Source organism: Micromonospora sp. WMMA1947, from assembly GCF_027497355.1.
Taxonomy (GTDB): Bacteria; Actinomycetota; Actinomycetes; order Mycobacteriales; family Micromonosporaceae; genus Micromonospora.
Genome location: NZ_CP114909.1, coordinates 660313 through 677266 on the forward strand (window position 1 = coordinate 660313; position 16954 = coordinate 677266).

General features: G+C 73.7%; 11 protein-coding genes. 4 read left to right on the forward strand and 7 right to left on the reverse strand.

Going from position 1 to position 16954, the window contains the following annotated elements:
* Positions 1-5 precede the first annotated feature (5 nt).
* Positions 6-2405 carry a GGDEF domain-containing phosphodiesterase gene (locus O7604_RS03130; RefSeq protein WP_281578802.1) on the reverse strand — a complete coding sequence of 800 codons (2400 nt, stop codon included), beginning with the start codon at positions 2403-2405 and terminating at the stop codon, positions 6-8.
* Between the two features lie 528 nt (positions 2406-2933).
* On the opposite strand from O7604_RS03130, the gene O7604_RS03135 reads away from it, so the two are divergent.
* Positions 2934-3332 (forward strand): PH domain-containing protein, encoded by a 399-nt coding sequence (locus tag O7604_RS03135; RefSeq protein WP_269701621.1) that lies wholly within the window; start codon positions 2934-2936, stop codon positions 3330-3332.
* On the opposite strand, the gene O7604_RS03140 is transcribed toward O7604_RS03135, so the two are convergent.
* Positions 3326-4252, reverse strand: a complete 927-nt coding sequence (locus O7604_RS03140; RefSeq protein ID WP_269701622.1) for a 2-hydroxyacid dehydrogenase — start codon at positions 4250-4252, stop codon at positions 3326-3328. The genes O7604_RS03135 and O7604_RS03140 overlap by 7 nt on opposite strands.
* 143 nt (positions 4253-4395) lie before the next feature.
* On the opposite strand from O7604_RS03140, the gene O7604_RS03145 reads away from it, so the two are divergent.
* The 3 genes from O7604_RS03145 to O7604_RS03155 all read left to right on the forward strand — a co-directional run bounded on the left by O7604_RS03145 (position 4396) and on the right by O7604_RS03155 (position 9135).
* On the forward strand, positions 4396-6201 hold the full coding sequence (locus O7604_RS03145) for a SpoIIE family protein phosphatase (protein ID WP_281578803.1): 1806 nt from the start codon (positions 4396-4398) through the stop codon (positions 6199-6201).
* Positions 6202-6291: 90 nt separating this feature from the next.
* Complete coding sequence (locus O7604_RS03150; RefSeq protein WP_269701625.1) at positions 6292-7467, forward strand: PQQ-dependent sugar dehydrogenase; 1176 nt, start codon at positions 6292-6294, stop codon at positions 7465-7467.
* Positions 7468-7521: 54 nt separating this feature from the next.
* On the forward strand, positions 7522-9135 hold the full coding sequence (locus O7604_RS03155; protein WP_281578804.1) for a metallophosphoesterase: 1614 nt from the start codon (positions 7522-7524) through the stop codon (positions 9133-9135).
* Between the two features lie 538 nt (positions 9136-9673).
* On the opposite strand, the gene O7604_RS03160 is transcribed toward O7604_RS03155, so the two are convergent.
* The 5 genes from O7604_RS03160 to gatC all read right to left on the reverse strand — a co-directional run bounded on the left by O7604_RS03160 (position 9674) and on the right by gatC (position 16922).
* Positions 9674-12031 carry a pyruvate dehydrogenase gene (locus O7604_RS03160; protein WP_281578805.1) on the reverse strand — a complete coding sequence of 786 codons (2358 nt, stop codon included), beginning with the start codon at positions 12029-12031 and terminating at the stop codon, positions 9674-9676.
* A 111-nt stretch (positions 12032-12142) separates the two neighbouring features.
* Complete coding sequence (gene gatB / locus O7604_RS03165; RefSeq protein WP_281578806.1) at positions 12143-13636, reverse strand: Asp-tRNA(Asn)/Glu-tRNA(Gln) amidotransferase subunit GatB; 1494 nt, start codon at positions 13634-13636, stop codon at positions 12143-12145.
* 123 nt (positions 13637-13759) lie between these two features.
* The gene (locus O7604_RS03170; protein ID WP_281578807.1) at positions 13760-14911 is read right to left on the reverse strand and encodes a putative Ig domain-containing protein; all 1152 of its coding nucleotides are present in this window, start codon (positions 14909-14911) and stop codon (positions 13760-13762) included.
* Between the two features lie 221 nt (positions 14912-15132).
* Positions 15133-16620 (reverse strand): Asp-tRNA(Asn)/Glu-tRNA(Gln) amidotransferase subunit GatA, encoded by a 1488-nt coding sequence (gatA, locus tag O7604_RS03175; protein ID WP_281578808.1) that lies wholly within the window; start codon positions 16618-16620, stop codon positions 15133-15135.
* A complete protein-coding gene (gene gatC / locus O7604_RS03180) occupies positions 16617-16922 on the reverse strand; it encodes an Asp-tRNA(Asn)/Glu-tRNA(Gln) amidotransferase subunit GatC (protein ID WP_013284468.1) in 306 nt (101 codons plus the stop codon). Before gatC ends, gatA begins: the two co-directional genes overlap by 4 nt.
* Positions 16923-16954: the final 32 nt, after the last annotated feature.

Genomic DNA, 16954 nt, shown 5'->3' on the forward strand with positions numbered 1-16954 from the left:
TCAGCTCACCGGGCGGTGGACGGGTGCTCCTCGAACCACGCCTCGACCCGTTCGGCGGTAGCCGGCCGGGCCAGCGCGAAGCCCTGCCCGTACCGGCAGCCGGCCCGCCGCGCGCCGGCCACCTGCACCTCCGACTCCAGTTCCTCGACCACCAGCTCCACGCCGAGCCGGTCGGCCAGGTTCGCCACCACGTCGATCAGCGGACGCTGCCCGTCCCCGCCCGGACCCACCAGATGCGGGCCCACCTTGAGCAGGTCGATCGGCAACCGGCGGAGCTGCGCGAGCGAGGCGTGCTGGGCCCGGAAGTCGTCCAGCGCGATCCGCACGCCGAGCGACCGCAGGCCGGCCAGCCGGGCCACCACGGTGGACAACTCCGCGCCCACCACCGGTTCGGACACCTCGACCACGAGCCGTTCCGGCACCACGTCGTACGCGGCCAGCGCGGTAGCGGTGCGCGCCACGAAGTCCGGCGCGGCCAGCTCGCGCGGCGTCACGTTGACCGCCATCCACAGATCACGGCCGCCCTCCGACCACGCGGCGAGCTGCCGGCAGGCCCGGTCCAGCACCCACCGCCCGATCTCGCCGGTCAGGTCCAGGTCGGCCGCCACCGGCAGCAGCTCCGCCGGCAGCACCGTACCCAGCGCCGGGCTGCGCCAGCGCAGCAGCGCCTCGGTGCCCACCGGCATCCGGTCGGCGAGCGCCACCACCGGCTGGTAGACCAGGTCCAGCTCACCGCGCGCCACCGCGCCCGGCAGCTCCCGCTCCAGATCCAGGCGTCGGACCAGCTGCTCCTCCAGGTAGGCGTCGTACCACTCGACCCGGTCCCGGCCGAGCTGCACCGCCCGGCGGCGGGCCAGGTCCGCCTGGCGTAGCACGTCCTCCGGATCGCCGCCGCTGGTCTCGGCCAGCCCGACGCTCACCGCCAGCCGGGCGGCGCCTCCGGGCCGGGGGTACGGCTCGGCCAGCGCCGCCAGCAGCCGGATGCCGAGCGCGTACGCGAGCACCGGCCCCCGATCGGTGAGGACCGCGTACTCGGTGTCGCCGAGCCGGGCGACCAGATCGTGCGTCTCGGAGCCCGCCCGCAGCCGGCGCGCGGCCTCGATGAGCACCGGCCCCTCCGGCACCGCGCCACCGGTGCCGTGCAGGTCGACGACGAGCAGGGCACCGCCGCTGCGTTCCGCCATCGCCCGGACCAGCTCGGCGCGCGTCAGCGGCACGGGCCCGGCCACCCGGGCGTCCGGTCCGAGCCGCCGCCGCAACCACGCCTCGCGCGCCGCGAGCCGTTGCACCCGGCGCCGCTGGTCGGCGGCGGTGAGCAGCTCCCCCACCATGATCGGCGGGATGACCGCCAGACCCAGGGCCATCGCGCCGGTGCTGAACTCCCCCGCCGTCATCAGGTGGACCCCGGCGGCCAGCGCGGCGATCCCGGCCGGCGCGGTCAGGCGGGGCCACGCGGCCGGCGCCACGTCCCGGCCCGGCCGTTCACCGCCCGAGGTACGCCGGGCGCCGGCGGCGGTGAGCAGCGCCCCGGCCACCAGCGGCGCCGCGACGAGTGGCAGCGCCCGGTCCGGCGCACCGTAGGCCAGCAGCACCACGAGCAGCGTGAGCCCGCCGAGCGTCAGCGCGGCTCCGGCGTGGCAGCACGCGGCACCGGGCCGGCGGCGACGTTCGGCGAGGGCCGCCACCGCGAGCACGGCGAGCACCACCGCACCAGCAGCCGCCACCGTCGCGGCGACGGCCGGGACCGGGCCGCCCGGCAGCAGCATCCAGCCCGCGAAGACCAGGCTGATGCCGAGCGCCAGCACGTCGACGGTACGGCGCACCAGTTCCGGGCCGGACAGCCGCGACCGGCCGGGCAGGCGCAGCAGGGCCGTCACGTGCAGCACCCCGGTGAGGCACAACCCGGTCAGCGCGATCGGCAGCCGGTGCGCGGAATCACTCAGCGGCAGCACCGCGACGGTGAGCCCGGCGGTCAGGACGGCGCTGTCGAGGATGGCGGCGACCCGGCGGGACAGGGCCGCCCGTCGCGCCCGCCGCCCGGTCGCCGTTGCGACGTGCGTCGGGGCGGTGTCCGTCGTCTCGCCGGCGCGCCACCGGAACGTGACAACCTGCTGCGGTCCGGGCCGCTGCGATCCGGGTTCGGCGGCTCGTCGTCCGGGTGCGGGACGGTCGATCGGTGCCGGCCTGTCAGTCGCGGCGGGCCCGTCGGTCGGTGCGGGAGCTGCGGGCCCGTCGGTCGGTACGGGGGCTGTGGGACGGCCAGTCGGTGCGGCGGCTCCGGCCAGCCAGGCGAGCCGGACGCAGGCGAGGGCGAACCCTCCGGCGACGGCGAGCGCGGCGGCAGCGGGGCCGGGCAGGGCACCGGCGACGCCGGCGAGGAGGAAGACCGCCCCGGTGAGCGACACGGCGACATCGGGCAGGGCTGATCGCCGACGGGGATCGGCGCGAGGGGGGACGGGCACGGCGGTCGCCTTCGTGAGGGGGCACGGGGGCGGTGCGGTTGCGGTACGCGGTACGACGTGCGGGGTCGGGGCGGGCGGGGACGCATCGGCGGGGACCGCTGCGGCCACGCCTAGAAACGATCCCGGAAGCGCCCGGTGACGTCACCGCACCAGTGACGTCCGTCACATCCACAGACGTCACGGAGACGGTCCCCATTCAAGATCGACGCCGCTCGCTTCCGCGTCGCCTCCCGACACAAGATCTTGGAAGCAACCGGCCCCCAGGAGGGCCCTTTGCTTCCAAGATCTCCAGACGCGGCAGATCTTGGTACCGAGCCGCCCCGCGAGGGGCGGAGCCGTACCAAGATCTGGGGCGGACCGCGTGCGGCCGGAGAGGGCGGGCGCGGAAGGGCAGCCCGCGGCGGAGTAGCCGGATGGGGCGAGGGGACGCCCGGGGGGTGGGGTGGAGGGGCCGGATGGGATTATCGGGGGGTGAGCCGCGCCGATACCGTCCGTTTCCGCCACAATCAGGCCATCCTGGTCGCCGCGATCGTCGCCGCCATCGGCGCGCTGCCCCTGGCCTCCGCCCGCTGGTGGCTGCTCTGGGTGCTGCTCGTACCGCTCGCCGCCGCGGTCTGGGCGTGGCGGGCCGGCACCGACGCCGACGCCCGGGAGCTGCGGCTGCGAGCGCTCGTCGGGCAGCGCCGGGTGCCGTGGACCCGGGTCGCCGAACTCGCCGGTGACCCCAGGGGAAGGGCAGTCGCCCGGCTCGACGACGGCGAGGTGGTGGTGCTGCCGGCGGTACGCGCCACCGAGCTGCCCCGGCTGATCGCCGTCACCGGGCAGGAGCTACCGGACGCCGACCGCGACCGGCAGACCGGCGATCAGTAGCCGTCGACCACCCGGTTCGTCAGCTCCTCCCCTGCCACGTACCGGCGCAACTGCTCGCCCACCAGGCGGTACGCGCGGGGCAGCAGCCCCCGTACCGAGCCGGCGACGTGCGGGGTGAGCAGCACGTTCGGCAGCTCCCACAGGGGATGGTCGGCGGGCAGCGGTTCCGGGTCGGTGACGTCCATCGCCGCGCGCAGGCGGCCCGAGGTCAGCTCGGCGACCAGCGCCGACGTACGGGCCACCGGCCCCCGGGCGGCGTTGACGAGCAACGCGCCGTCCGGCATCGCGGCGAGGAAACGCTCGTCGACCATGCCCCGGGTCTGCTCGGTCAGCGGCACCAGCAGCACCACCACGTCCGCCTCGGGCAGCAGCGCGGGCAGTTCGTCCACCCCGTGCACGCCCTGGTCGGGGCGCGGCGTACGGGCCACCAGCGTGAAGCTCACCTCGAACGGGGCGAGCCGGTCGCGTACCGCGGTGCCGATCGAGCCGGCGCCGACGATCAGCACCCGCTTGCCGGCCAGCTCGTCAGTGGGCGCCACCTCGTCGTACGCCCACTCGCGCCGGGCCTGCGCCCGGGCCAGCGGCGCGAATCCGCGCAGCGAGGCGAGGATCGCGGCGACCACCCATTCGGCGGTGGGCGAGTCGTGCACGCCCCGGGCGTCGCAGAGCGTCACGCCGTCGGGGATCCGTCCCACCCAGGCGTCCGCCCCCGCGGAGAGCAGTTGCACCACCTCGACGTCGGGCAACTCGGCCAGGAGCGCGCCGGCGTCGGGGCCGGACAGGAACGGCGGCACCCAGAACCGCACCCCGGCCGGGGACGACGGAAGCCGCCGCGGGTCGTCCAGCAGCTCCACGGTGACGCCGGGTGGCAGTTCGCCGAGCAGCCGGCGGCCCTCGGGGTGCGGGATCCATACCTTCACGATCGCCGACGATATCGGCCCCGGACCGGCGGGCGCGGCGTGACCCGTGACGAACACCGCGCCGGGAATGGAGTGGCGGTCCGGCGGGGTATAACCGAGAACGGGATGCCGCTCGGGTGTTCCGCTTGCTGAGGGCGGTGGCGATGAGCGAGGACGGCCGGGACCGGGTGTCCGTGCCGATTCCGGCGCTCGCCGACCCCGACCGGTTGCGGTCACTCGACGAGACCCGGCTCGACGCCGTACCGGACGAGGCGTTCGACAGGTTCGCGCGGCTGGTCGGCGACCTGCTGGACGTACCTGTCGCGCTCGTCTCCCTGGTGGATGCCGAGCGCCAGTTCTTTCCCGGCGCGACCGGCCTGCCGGAGCCGTGGGCGGCCCGCCGGGAGACCCCGCTGAGCCACTCGTTCTGCCAGCACGTCGTCGACATCGAGATGCCGCTGGTCCTGCCCGACGCCCGCCTCTACCCCCGGGTGCGCCTCAACCTGGCCGTCGAGGACCTGGGCGTGGTGGCGTACGCGGGCATGCCGCTGACCGACCTGGACGGACGGGTGCTCGGCTCGCTCTGCGCGATCGACAGCAAGCCCCGGGCCTGGACCAAGGAGCAGATGCGTACGCTCGCCGACCTGGCCGCCGCGTGCTCCTCGGAGCTGCGGCTGCGCATCGCGGTACGCGGCGCGGAGCAGGCCCGCCGCCGCGCGGAGGAGGCGCACGACCGGCTCGCCATGCTGGCCGGGATGAGCGAGATGCTCGGCGGCACGCTCGACGTGGCCACCGCGGTCGACCGGCTCGGGCACGCGATGGTGCCGCTGCTCGCCGACTGGTGCCTGATCACGCTCGTCGACCCGGCCGGGCGGCCGCGCACCGTCACCGGCGTACACCGGGAAGCCGACCGTGCGAGCGACATGGCCCGCTTCGCCGGGCTGCTGACCACCGGGCTCAGCGCGGACTCGCAGATCCGGTCGGTGCTGCGTACCGGCCGGCCGGTGGTGCGGGCCGTGGCCGGCCTGGACGACGTGGCGCGCGGCACCACGCGCCCGGAACTGGTGCCGCTCGCCGAGCGGCTCGGCGTGGGCTCCCATCTGACCGTGCCGATCACCGCCGCCGGGGACCGGGTGATCGGGGCCGTCACGCTCGTCAACCGCGCGGGGCGGCGCGGGTTCGACACCAGCGACCTGCGCACCGCGCAGGACATCGGGGTACGCGCCGGACAGGCGGTCGGCAACAGCCGTCTCTACGGCGAGCAGCGCCACGTCGCCGAGGTGCTCCAGCACAGCATGCTGCCGAGCCTGCCGGCCGTGCCGGGGATCGAGCTGGCCGCCCGCTACCTGCCGGCCGCCGACCGGGTGGAGGTGGGCGGCGACTGGTACGACGCCTTCGTCCAGCCCGACGGCGAGCTGATCGCCGCGATCGGTGACGTCGCCGGGCACGACATCGAGGCGGCGGCCACCATGGGCCAGTTGCGCAACCTGGTGCGGGGCAACGCGTACGGCCGGGACGATCCGGTGGAGGATCTGGTGGCCCACCTCGACCAGGCCATGGGCGGACTGCGGGTCCCCACCGTGGCCACCGCCGTGCTGGCCCGGGTGCGCCCGGCCGACGACGGGCTGCGGGTCTCCTGGTGCAACGCGGGGCACCCGCCGCCGCTGCTGGTCCGCGCCGACGGCACGGTCTCGGTGGCGGACGGCCGCGGACCGCTGCTCGGCCTGGCCCGGCCGCCCCGGCGCAGCGGCCGGACGCTGACCCTGGCACCGGGCGACACGCTGCTGCTGCACACCGACGGGCTGATCGAGCGCCGGGACCAGCCGATCGACGAGGGACAGGCCGAGCTGCTCGCCCACCTCGAGGCCGGCGGGCCGGGCGTACCCCTGGACCTGCTCTGCGACCGGCTGCTCGCCGCCGCGCACCGGCGCGAGGACGACGTCGCCCTGCTCGCGCTGCGCGCCGGCTGAACCGGCACCGCCTCCTCCGAACGGCCGGACGCGCCCCGCCGTGCCCGCGACGTGCCCGGTTCGCCGGTTCACCCGGCTAGGCTGGGGCGGGTGAGCCCGCGTCTTGCGTACCCCCGTGTCCGCCGCCTCCGGACGGCGCTGGCGGCGTCCTGCGCGGCGCTGCTGCTGGGCACCGCCGGCTGTGCCCTCGGCGAGCCCGAGCCGGATCCGGCCGGGGCGCCGCCCAACCTGCCGACGCCGTCGAGCACCGCGAGTCCCGGCGGAGCCGGTCAGCAGGTGGTCGCCACCGTGCTGGCCAAGGGGCTGGAGGTCCCCTGGGGCATCGCGTTCCTGCCCGACGGCGGGGCGCTGGTGACCGAGCGGGACAAGGGACGGATCCTCCAGGTCGGCCCGGGGTCCGGCCCGGACGGGCTGGCCGTGCGGCCGGTGCAGACCCTGCCGGACGTGGCCGCCGGTGGCGAGGGCGGGCTGCTGGGCATCGCTGTCTCCCCGGCGTACGCCCGGGACCGCACGGTCTTCGTCTACTACACGGCCGAGAACGACAACCGGATCGCGAAGATGCAGCTCGGGGAGGCCCCGAAGCCGATCCTGACCGGCATCCCGAAGTCCGGCACGCACAACGGCGGCGGGCTGGGGTTCGGGCCGGACGGCCACCTCTACGCGAGCACCGGTGACGCCGGGCGCACCGAGAACGCCCAGGACGCCAAGAGCCTCGGCGGCAAGATCCTGCGGATCACCCCGGACGGCAAGCCGGCGCCGGGCAACCCCACCGCCGGGTCCCCGGTCTGGTCGACCGGGCACCGTAACGTCCAGGGCTTCGCCTGGACGCCGGACAAGAAGATGTACGCGGTGGAGTTCGGCCAGAACACCTGGGACGAGATCAACCCGATCAACAAGGGCGGCAACTACGGGTGGCCCCGGGTCGAGGGCCGCGGCGACGACAGGCGCTACGTCAACCCGATCGCGCAGTGGCCCACCGGTGACGCCTCCTGTTCCGGCCTGGCCGCGGTGGACCGTCTGCTCGTCGCCGCCTGCCTGCGCGGCCAGCGGCTCTGGCTGGTGGAGCTGGCCGGCAACGGCACCGTCCTCGGCCAGCCGCGTGACCTGCTCACCGACCGCTACGGTCGGCTACGGGCCGCCGCGGTGGCGCCGGACGGCTCGCTCTGGGTGAGCACCTCGAACCGGGACGGGCGGGGTACACCTGCCGCCGAGGACGACCGCATCCTGCGACTCGTCTTCGCCGACGGGGGCGCCGGCCGGAGCTGATCCGGGCCGGGCGGGTTTGTCAAGATCGCTCAAGGGGCAGGTCAGAATCTCAGCATGGACGGCCACGAGAACGAACAGCACCGCACCGGGGACGAGACGTCTCCGGAGCGCGGGCGCGCCCGCCGCCTGGCGGCGTGGCGGCCCGGTCACCGGCTGCGCCGGCTGGGTGTCGTGCTTGCTCTGTTCGCGGTCACGCTCGGTGGCATCGTGATCGGCACGTACGCGGGCGGCCACGTCGGCACCGACATCGGCCCGTTCCGGGCCGAGTTGAAGCTCAGCCCGTCGCTGTCCGGCGGCACCACCGTCGACATCCCGCCGCTGGGCGCGCTGCTGCTGGACAGCCACGACGGCCCGGCGTACCTCACCGTCGAGGTGGGCTCGCTGGACCAGGGGCGCACCGAGGCGCTCATCGACGACCCGGCCAGCATCAGCCGGGCCAGCCAGTCGGCCGTCCAGGACGTCCGCGACGGCGTGATGCGGCTCGGGCTGCGTACGCTCGCCTCGGCCGTGCTGGCCACGCTGCTGCTGGCCGCGCTGGTCTTCCGGGACGTCCGTCGTACCGCCTGGGCCGGCGGTCTGGCGCTGGTCGTGACCGCCGGCAGCCTCGGGGTGGCCGCGAGCACGTTGCGCCCGCAGGCGATCGAGGAGCCACGGTACGAGGGCCTGCTGGTCAACGCGCCGGCGATCGTCGGTGACGCGCGCCGGATCGCGAACGACTACACCAAGTACGCCGAGCAGCTCCAGCGACTGGTCGGCAACGTCAGCAAGCTCTACACCACGGTCTCCGCCCTGCCCGTGGTGCAGCCGTCGCCGGGCACCACCCGGGTGCTGCACGTGTCGGACATCCACCTCAACCCGACCGGCTGGCAGCTGATCCGCACCGTGGTCGAACAGTTCGGCATCGACGTGGTGGTCGACACCGGCGACATGACCGACTGGGGCAGCGAGCCGGAGGCCTCGTTCGTCGGCTCGATCGGCCTGCTCAAGAAGCCGTACGTGTTCATCCGCGGCAACCACGACTCGCCGCGTACCGCCGCCGCGGTGGCGCAGCAGCCGAACGCGATCGTGCTGAACAACTCGGTCACGACTGTGGGTGGGCTGACCATCGCCGGCATCGGCGACCCCCGCTTCACGCCGGACAAGGAGACCTCGCCGGCCGGCAGCGGCCTCACCTCGGCCGTCGCCGACCAGGTGATCGGCGCCGGCGAACAGCTCGCCGGCATGATCGAGAAGTCGCCGCGCAAGGTCGACATCGCGCTCATCCACGACCCCGCCTCGGCCGGCCCGCTCTCCGGCACCTGCCCGCTCGTGCTCTCCGGGCACACCCACTCCCGGCAGGTATCGAAGCTGCCGCAGGTGGAGGGCAAACAGCCGACCACGCTGATGGTGGAGGGCTCGACCGGCGGTGCCGGGCTGCGCGGCCTGGAGGGCGAGAAGCCGACCCCGTTGACCATGACGGTGCTCTACTTCGACCAGCAGAAGCTGCTCCAGGCGTACGACGAGATCACCGTGGGCGGCACCGGGCAGTCGCAGGTCAACCTGGAGCGGCACGTCATCCGCGACCCGGCCAAGGGCGACCAGGTGCCGGTCACCCCGACCCCGACCCGCGGCCCCTCCGAGTCGCCCTCCCCGGGTACGACCACCCTGAGCCCCACCCCCACGAGCTGACCGCACCGCTTTTCTCGCCGCCTCCCCTCACGCGGTCGGTCCGGTGCTCTGCCGCATCAACACCCGGTCACTCCGCGTCACGAGGCTGCCCGGCACCGGGTTACCCCGACGCCGCCTTTGCTCTGCAGCCATCGACGCAGCAGGCACCGAGAGTCGCCGCGTGGGCGGGTGCAGAGCGGCGGTGCGCCCGTGCCACCCCAGCTCAGAGCGGTGCTGCGGATATGGCTGCAGAGCAAAGGGGCCGCGAGGTGATTCCTGAGGCCGCCAGGGCCGGTTACTCACCGCAACCGAGCAGTCCATTACTTTCTGTGATGAGTACCCTCTACCGCGTCGGCCGGATCCGCCAAAACGCAGACCGCCGTCCCAGAATCGAACCGGGAGCGCCCGGGGCAGCGCCGGGCGCCGCCGGGAGCGCTGGGCAGCGCTGGGCAGCGCCGGGCAGCGCCGGAAGGCCGGCCCTGCACCGCGACGACCCGGGGCCGCCCGGGATGTCCGGCCGGCCCCGTGGATGGCGTGCGGTCAGCGCGAGGCAGGCGCCTCAGCGCAGCGCGATCGCGGCCAGCGCGGCGTTGACGATGCTGCCGGGCAGCAGGTCGTGCAGCTCGTACAGCTCGCGGACGTTGCCGGACTGGCCGAACTCGTCCACACCGAGCGGCACCGCCGGGGCGCCGACCGCCGAGCCGAGCCAGGCCATCGCGTGCGACGCCGCGTCGTGCACGGTGACCACCGGCACCCGATCGGCGAACGCCGACCGCAGCGCGCCCGGCACGCTCGGCACGGTCGCGGTCCGCACGCCCTGGCGCAGCGTCCGCTGCCACGCCCGGTAGAGGCGGTCCAGGCTGGTCACGTCCACCACGTGCGCGGCCACGCCCTCCTCCGCCAGCTCCGCGGCGGCCGCGAGCACCTCCGGCAGCACCGCGCCGGAGGCGGCGAGCTGCACGACCGGGGCGTCAGCCAGATCGGGGTACGCCTGGTGCGCGTCCACGAGCCGGTACGCGCCGGCCACCACCTGCCGCCGCAGCACCGCGTCGCCGAGACGCGTACGCGCGGCCTCGAACGGCGCCTGGTCGATCGGCCGGGTGCTCAGCCGGAAGTAGTACGCCCCGTCCTCGGCCGGCGCGGCGGTGGCGGCCGGAGCGGCGCCGCCGGCGATCTGGCCGAGCGCGTCGCAGAGCAGCCAGTCGAGGCTGCCTGCGTACGCGGGCTCCAGGAACGTCACACCGGGCAGTTCCAGGCCGACCGAGGCGGTGATGGTGGACTGGTGCGCGCCGCCCTCGGGCGCCAGCGTGATGCCGGACGGGGTGCCGGCCACCACGAACCGGGAACCGGAGTACGTGCCGTAGAGGAACGCGTCGAGACCACGCAGCACGAACGGGTCGTAGACGGTGCCCACCGGCAGCAGCGGCTGGCCGGACAGGTCCCACGACAGGCCGAGCTGGCCCAGCAGCAGGAACAGGTTCATCTCCGAGATGCCCAGCTCGATGTGCTGCCCGGCGGGGCTCTCGGTCCAGCGCAACATCCGGTCCTCGGTCCAGGAACGCTGCTCGGTCGGGGCGAAGACGCCGGTCTTGTTGATGAACCCGGCCAGGTTGGTCGAGGTGGCCACGTCCGGCGCGGTGGTCACCAGGTAGGGCGCGACCTGCGGATCGCGGGCCAGGTCGACCAGCACCCGCCCGAAGACCTCCTGGGTGGAGACGGGCTTGTTCGCGCGTACCCTCGTGGTTTCCGGAACGGTGACGCCCAGCGCCCGCTCGCGCGGCGCGCGGGACAGCGCCTCCCGGCGCTCGCCGGCCCGGATGCCGGCCGGGGACGCCGGGTCAAGGCGGTCCCACTCGGTCTCGGCGGTGAGGCCCTGCGCGGCGCGCAGCGCGTCGACCTGCTCGGTGGTGAGCAGCGCCGAGTGGTTGCGCGGGTTGCCGGCGATCGGCAGGCCCCAGCCCTTGACCGTGTACGCGAATACGACGCTGGGCCGGTCGGTGACCGCGTCGCACTGGGCGTACGCGTCGAGCATCGCCTGCGCGTCGTGCCCGCCCAGGTCCGTGACGAGCGGACCCAGCTCGTCGTCGCCGATGTCGGCGACGAACGCGGCGACCTCGGCCGGCGCGCCGTCCAGGAACTGCTTGCGCAGCGCCGGCCCGGCCAGCCCGAACAGCGACTGGTACTGCTCGTTGGGCATCCGGTCGATCCAGTCGCGCAGCGCCGCGCCGCCCGGCCGGGCGTACGCCTCGGCGAGCCGACGGCCGTACTTGACCTCCACGACGTGCCAGCCGGCCGCCTCGAACTGGCCGCGCCACTGGTTGATCCGGATGCCGGGGACGACCCGGTCCAGCGACTGGCGGTTGAAGTCGACGAGCCACATCACGTTGCCGAGTCCGGTGGTGGCCGGGTCGGCGACCGCCTCCCAGATGTTGCCCTCGTCCAGCTCGGCGTCGCCGATGATGGCGACGAACCGGGAGTGCGGGCGCGCGCCGAAGTGGGCGTCGACGTAGCGGCGGGTGACGGCGGCGAACAGCGGCGCGGCGGCGCCCAGGCCGACCGAGCCGGTGGAGAAGTCCACCTCGTCCGGGTCCTTGGTGCGCGAGGGGTACGACTGGAGCCCGCCGCGCGCCCGCAGCTTCGGCAGGTACGCCTTGTCGAGGTTGCCGAGCAGGTACTGGATCGCGTGGAACACCGGCGAGGCGTGCGGCTTCACCGCGACCCGGTCCTCGGCGTCCAGGTGGTGGAACCAGAGCGCTGTCATCGCGGTGACCAGGGAGGCGCTGGACGCCTGGTGGCCGCCGATCTTCACCCCGTCACCGGTGTCGCGGTCGTGGTTGGCCGCGTCGACGATGCGGGTGGCGAGCCAGAGCACCCGGCGCTGGATCTCGTCGAGGACGTCGAGGTCGTGCTGGTTCACGGTGACTCCATCCGGGCGTCGCCGTTGACGCCCTGTCCGGGGGTGGCGAGGCGTTAGGAAGGGCCCCTTCCCATGCACCAGGCGTTAAGAAGGGGCCCTTCCTTACGTACGTCAGGCGCCGAGGCGCGCCAGGATCAGCTCGCGGACGGTCTTCGCGTCCGCCTGACCGCGGGTGGTCTTCATGACCGCGCCGACGAGCGCGCCGGCCGCCGCGACCTTGCCGCTGCGGACCTTGTCGGCGACGTCCGGGTTGGCGGCGATCGCCTCGTCCACGGCGGCGGTGAGCGCACCGGTGTCCGAGACGACCTCCAGGTTGCGGTTGGTCATGATCTCGGTCGGCGAGCCCTCGCCGGCGACCACGCCCTCCAGCACGGTACGGGCCAGCTTGTCGTTGAGCTTGCCCGTGTCGACCAGGCCCTGCAGCTCAGCGACCTGAGCCGGGGTCGCGCCCACGTCGGCCAGCTCCACGCCGGTCTCGTTGGCGCGGCGGGACAGCTCACCCAGCCACCACTTCCGGGCGGCCGCAGGGGTGGCGCCGGCGGCCACAGTCGCCTCGATCAGCTCGACCGCGCCCGCGTTCACCACGGACTGCATGTCGAGATCGGACAGGCCCCAGTCCTGCTGGATCCGCTTGCGACGCAGGCGCGGCAGCTCCGGCAGGGCGGCCTTCAGCTCGGCCACCCACGCCGTGTCCGGGGCGAGCGGCACCAGGTCCGGCTCCGGGAAGTACCGGTAGTCGGTGGCGGTCTCCTTGGACCGGCCCGACGTGGTGTCGCCGGTGTCCTCGTGGAAGTGCCGGGTCTCCTGGGTGATCCGGCCACCGGCCTCGAGCACCGACGCCTGGCGCAGCATCTCCGAGCGGACCGCCCGCTCGACCGAGCGCAGCGAGTTGACGTTCTTGGTCTCGGTGCGGGTGCCCCACTCCTCACCCGGCCGGTTGAGGGAGGTGTTGACGTCGCAGCGCAGGGAGCCCTCCTCCATCCGCACGTCGGAGACGCCGAGCGAGCGGATCACGTCACGCAGCTCGGCGACGTACGCGCGGGCGACCTCGGGCGCGAGCGCGCCGGTGCCCGGGATCGGCTTGGTGACGATCTCGACGAGCGGGATGCCGGCCCGGTTGTAGTCGACGAGCGACTCGGTGGCGCCGTGGATGCGACCGGTGGCGCCGCCGACGTGCAGCGTCTTGCCGGTGTCCTCCTCCAGGTGCACCCGCTCGATGCCGATGCGCACCAGTTCGCCGTTCACCTCGACGTCCAGGTAGCCGTCGAAGCACAGCGGCTCGTCGTACTGGCTGATCTGGAAGTTCTTCGGCATGTCCGGGTAGAAGTAGTTCTTCCGGGCGAAGCGGCACCACTGCGCGATCGAGCAGTTCAGCGCCAGCCCGATCCGGATGGTCGCCTCGATGGCGGCCTTGTTCGCCACCGGCAGCGAACCGGGCAGGCCGAGGCAGACCGGGCAGACCCGGGTGTTCGGCTCGCCACCGAAGTCGGTCGGGCAGCCGCACCACATCTTGGTGTTCGTGCCCAGCTCGACGTGGGTCTCCAGGCCGATCACCGGTTCGAAGCGCGCGACGACCTCGTCGTACGCGGGCAGTGTCGTCGTCATCTGAGCTCCAGGCGCGATCCGGACAGAACCGTTCCAGCCTAATCGGCTGACCCGATCACCCCGCTGCCGGGCTTCGAGATCGCGGCGCCAGGCCCGCCACGACGACCTGACCCGGGCCGGGCGTCACTCGGGTGTGGTGAAGGTCCGGCGACGGTTGTACGCCAGCACGAGCAGGATGCCGCCGATGGAGAAGGCCACGACGCTCAACAGCAGCAGCACGAGCGGCGAACCCGGCCCGGTGATCGGCAGCCACGCGCCGCTCACCTTCGACGGCGAGGGTGTCGGCTGGGGCGTCGCGGGGAGGCTGCTCTCCGACGGCGTGGCGGTCGGATCGCTCGCGGTCGGCGTAGCAGTCGGGTCGGCCGGGGCGGGCGTCGACCAGGTCGGGGGCGCCGTCGGGGTGCCCGGCGTCCGGGCGGCAACGATCAGCGACACCTGCTTCGTGGCGCTGGTGCTGTATCCCTTCGCCGCGACGGTGAAGGCGAACGTACCGGCCTTGCTCGGGGTGCCGCTGAGCTTGCCCTCCTCGTCGAGGGTGAGGCCGTCCGGCAGTGCCCCGGTGGCCAGGGCGAACACGATGTCCGAGTCGCCGTCGGCGGTGAACCGGAAGGAGTAGGGCTTACCGACGGTGGCGGCGGGCGGGTCGCCGGAGGTGAACGCGGTCGCGGCCTCGGCGACGACGACTGTGGCGTTCTGCTCGTCGAAGCGGTCGTTCTTGTCGGTCATCCGCAACGTGAACGTGTACGTGCCAGGCGTCGTCGGCGCGCCACCGAGCGACGTACCCACCACGAGCATCCCCGGCGGCAGACTGCCCGAGGTCACCGACAACCGGTACGGCGCGGTGCCACCTGTGGCCTCGACGGTGTGGATCGCGTACACCCGGCCGAGGTACATGGGCGACCGGGGCTTGCCCGACGTGATGACGACAGTCGGTTCGCGTACCTCGATGGTCGCCGTCTGCTCGCCGAAGAGGTCGTTCTGGTCGGTCATCCGCAACGTGAACGTGTACGTCCCGGGCGTCGTCGGCGCGCCACCGAGCGACGTCCCCACCACGAGCATCCCCGGCGGCAGACTGCCCGACGCCACCGACAACCGGTACGGCGCCGTGCCGCCAGTCGCCTCCACGGTGTGGATCGCGTAGACCTGCCCGATGACCATGACCGACCGGGGCTTGCCCGAGGTGATGGTGACGGTCTCGGTGGAGACGGTGGCCGGTTGCGCGGCGGCCGGTTGCCCGGTGCCCAGCAGCAGCGCGACCACCATCGTCAGGGCCATGACCGGGCGAAGTGTCCCCATCGCACATCCAGCTCTCGGTCGGAACCGCTCGCGTCCGCCAGCGGGTCACAGTCCAGTCGATCCAGCAGACTCGGAGTTTATTCGACCAGTGCCAGTGGCCCCGGACAATCCACTGATCGCTGATCACCGTGTCGCCGCGACGACAGACGCGCCCGGCGCGGTCGTGGTGACCGCACCGGGCGCGTGAGAGTCCCGTCAGCTCAGATCGTCGGCGGGGTGAGCGTGCCGACGGCGTTCTCCAGCGCGGCCGCGACCCGGTACATCCGGTCGTCGGCCATGGTCGGCGCCATGATCTGGAAGCCGACCGGGAGCCCGTCGGACAGACCGCACGGCACCGAGATGGCCGGGCCGCCGTACAGGTTCGTCGGGATGGTGAACAGGTCGGCCAGGTACATCTGGTACGGGTCGGCGGTGCGCGACCCGATCGGGAACGCCACGAACGGCGTGGTCGGCGAGATCAGCGCGTCGACCTGCTCGAACGCGCTGGTGAAGTCCCGCGTGATCAGGGTGCGGACCTTCTGCGCCTGGCCGTAGTAGGCGTCGTAGTAGCCCGACGAGAGCGCGTACGTGCCGATCATGATGCGCCGCTTGACCTCGGGGCCGAAGCCGGCCTCGCGGGTCAGCGACATGACCTCCTCCAGTGACCGGTTGCCGTCGTCGCCGACCCGCAGGCCGAACCGGACGCCGTCGAACCGGGCCAGGTTGGAGGAGCACTCGCTCGGCGCGATCAGGTAGTAGGCCGGCAGCGCGTACTTGAAGTGCGGGCAGGAGATCTCGACGATCTCCGCGCCCAGCTTCGCCAGCGCCTCGACCGACTCGCGGAACGCGGCCATCACGCCCGGCTCCGCGCCCTCGCCGGTGAACTCGGTGACCACGCCAAGCTTGACGCCGGTCAGGTCGCCGGTGGCGCCGAGCCGCGCCGCGGCCACCACGTCCGGCACCGGGGCCGGGATCGAGGTGGAGTCGCGCGGGTCGTGACCGCCGATCACCTCATGCAGCAACGCGGCGTCGAGCACGGTACGCGCGCACGGGCCGGGCGTGTCCAGCGACGAGGAGAACGCGACGAGGCCGTAGCGGGAGGTGCCGCCGTAGGTGGGCTTCGCGCCGACCGTGCCGGTCACCGCGCCGGGCTGGCGGATCGAGCCGCCGGTGTCCGAGCCGATCGACAGCGGCGCCTCGTACGCGGCCAGGGCCGCCGCGCTGCCGCCGCCGGAGCCGCCCGGGATCCGCTCCAGATCCCACGGGTTCCGGGTCGGCCCGTACGCCGAGTATTCGGTGGAGGAGCCCATCGCGAACTCGTCCATGTTCGTCTTGCCGAGCATCACCGTGCCGGCGGCGCGCAGCCGCTCGACGATCGTCGAGTCGTACGGCGGACGCCAGCCCTCCAGGATCTTCGACCCGACGGTGGTCGGTACGCCCTTGGTGGTGAGCACGTCCTTCACCGCGACCGGCACACCGGCGAGCGGGCCCAGTTCCTCACCGGCGGCGCGGCGCTCGTCCACCGCGCGTGCGGCGGCCAGCGCCCCCTCGGTGTCGACGTGCAGGAACGCGTGCACCCGGTCGTCGACGGCGCCGATCCGGTCCAGGTGGGCCTGGGTGACCTCGACCGCGGAGGTCTCGCCGCTCGCCACCAGCCCGGCGATATCCACGGCACTCAACTTCGTCAGGTCGGTCGTACGCTCGCTCATGAGGCCACATCCTCGTCCAGGATCCGCGGGACGCGGAACCGCTGCTCCTCGGCGTCGGGGGCGCCCGACAGCGCCTCCTGCGGGGTCAGACCCGGCCGCACCACGTCCTCGCGGAGCACGTTCGTCAGCGGCACGGAGTGGGACGTCGGCGGGATGTCCGCCGCGGCGACCTCGCCGACCTGCGCGACCGACTGGAGGATCACGTCCAGCTGGCCGGCGAAGGTGTCCAGCTCCTCCTCCGTGACGGCGAGCCGCGACAGTCGCGCGAGGTGCGCGACCTCCTCGCGGGAAATGGCGGCCATCAGTGCCCCCTTCGTGGCTGTCCTGAGACGTC

Coding starts and splice junctions, on each gene's coding strand:
- O7604_RS03145 (WP_281578803.1), top strand. CDS start 4,396: ATGAGCGAGGACGGCCGGGACCGGGTGTCCGTGCCGATTCCGGCGCTC.
- O7604_RS03155 (WP_281578804.1), top strand. CDS start 7,522: ATGGACGGCCACGAGAACGAACAGCACCGCACCGGGGACGAGACGTCT.
- gatB (WP_281578806.1), bottom strand. CDS start 13,636: ATGACGACGACACTGCCCGCGTACGACGAGGTCGTCGCGCGCTTCGAA.
- O7604_RS03170 (WP_281578807.1), bottom strand. CDS start 14,911: ATGGCCCTGACGATGGTGGTCGCGCTGCTGCTGGGCACCGGGCAACCG.
- gatA (WP_281578808.1), bottom strand. CDS start 16,620: ATGAGCGAGCGTACGACCGACCTGACGAAGTTGAGTGCCGTGGATATC.
- gatC (WP_013284468.1), bottom strand. CDS start 16,922: ATGGCCGCCATTTCCCGCGAGGAGGTCGCGCACCTCGCGCGACTGTCG.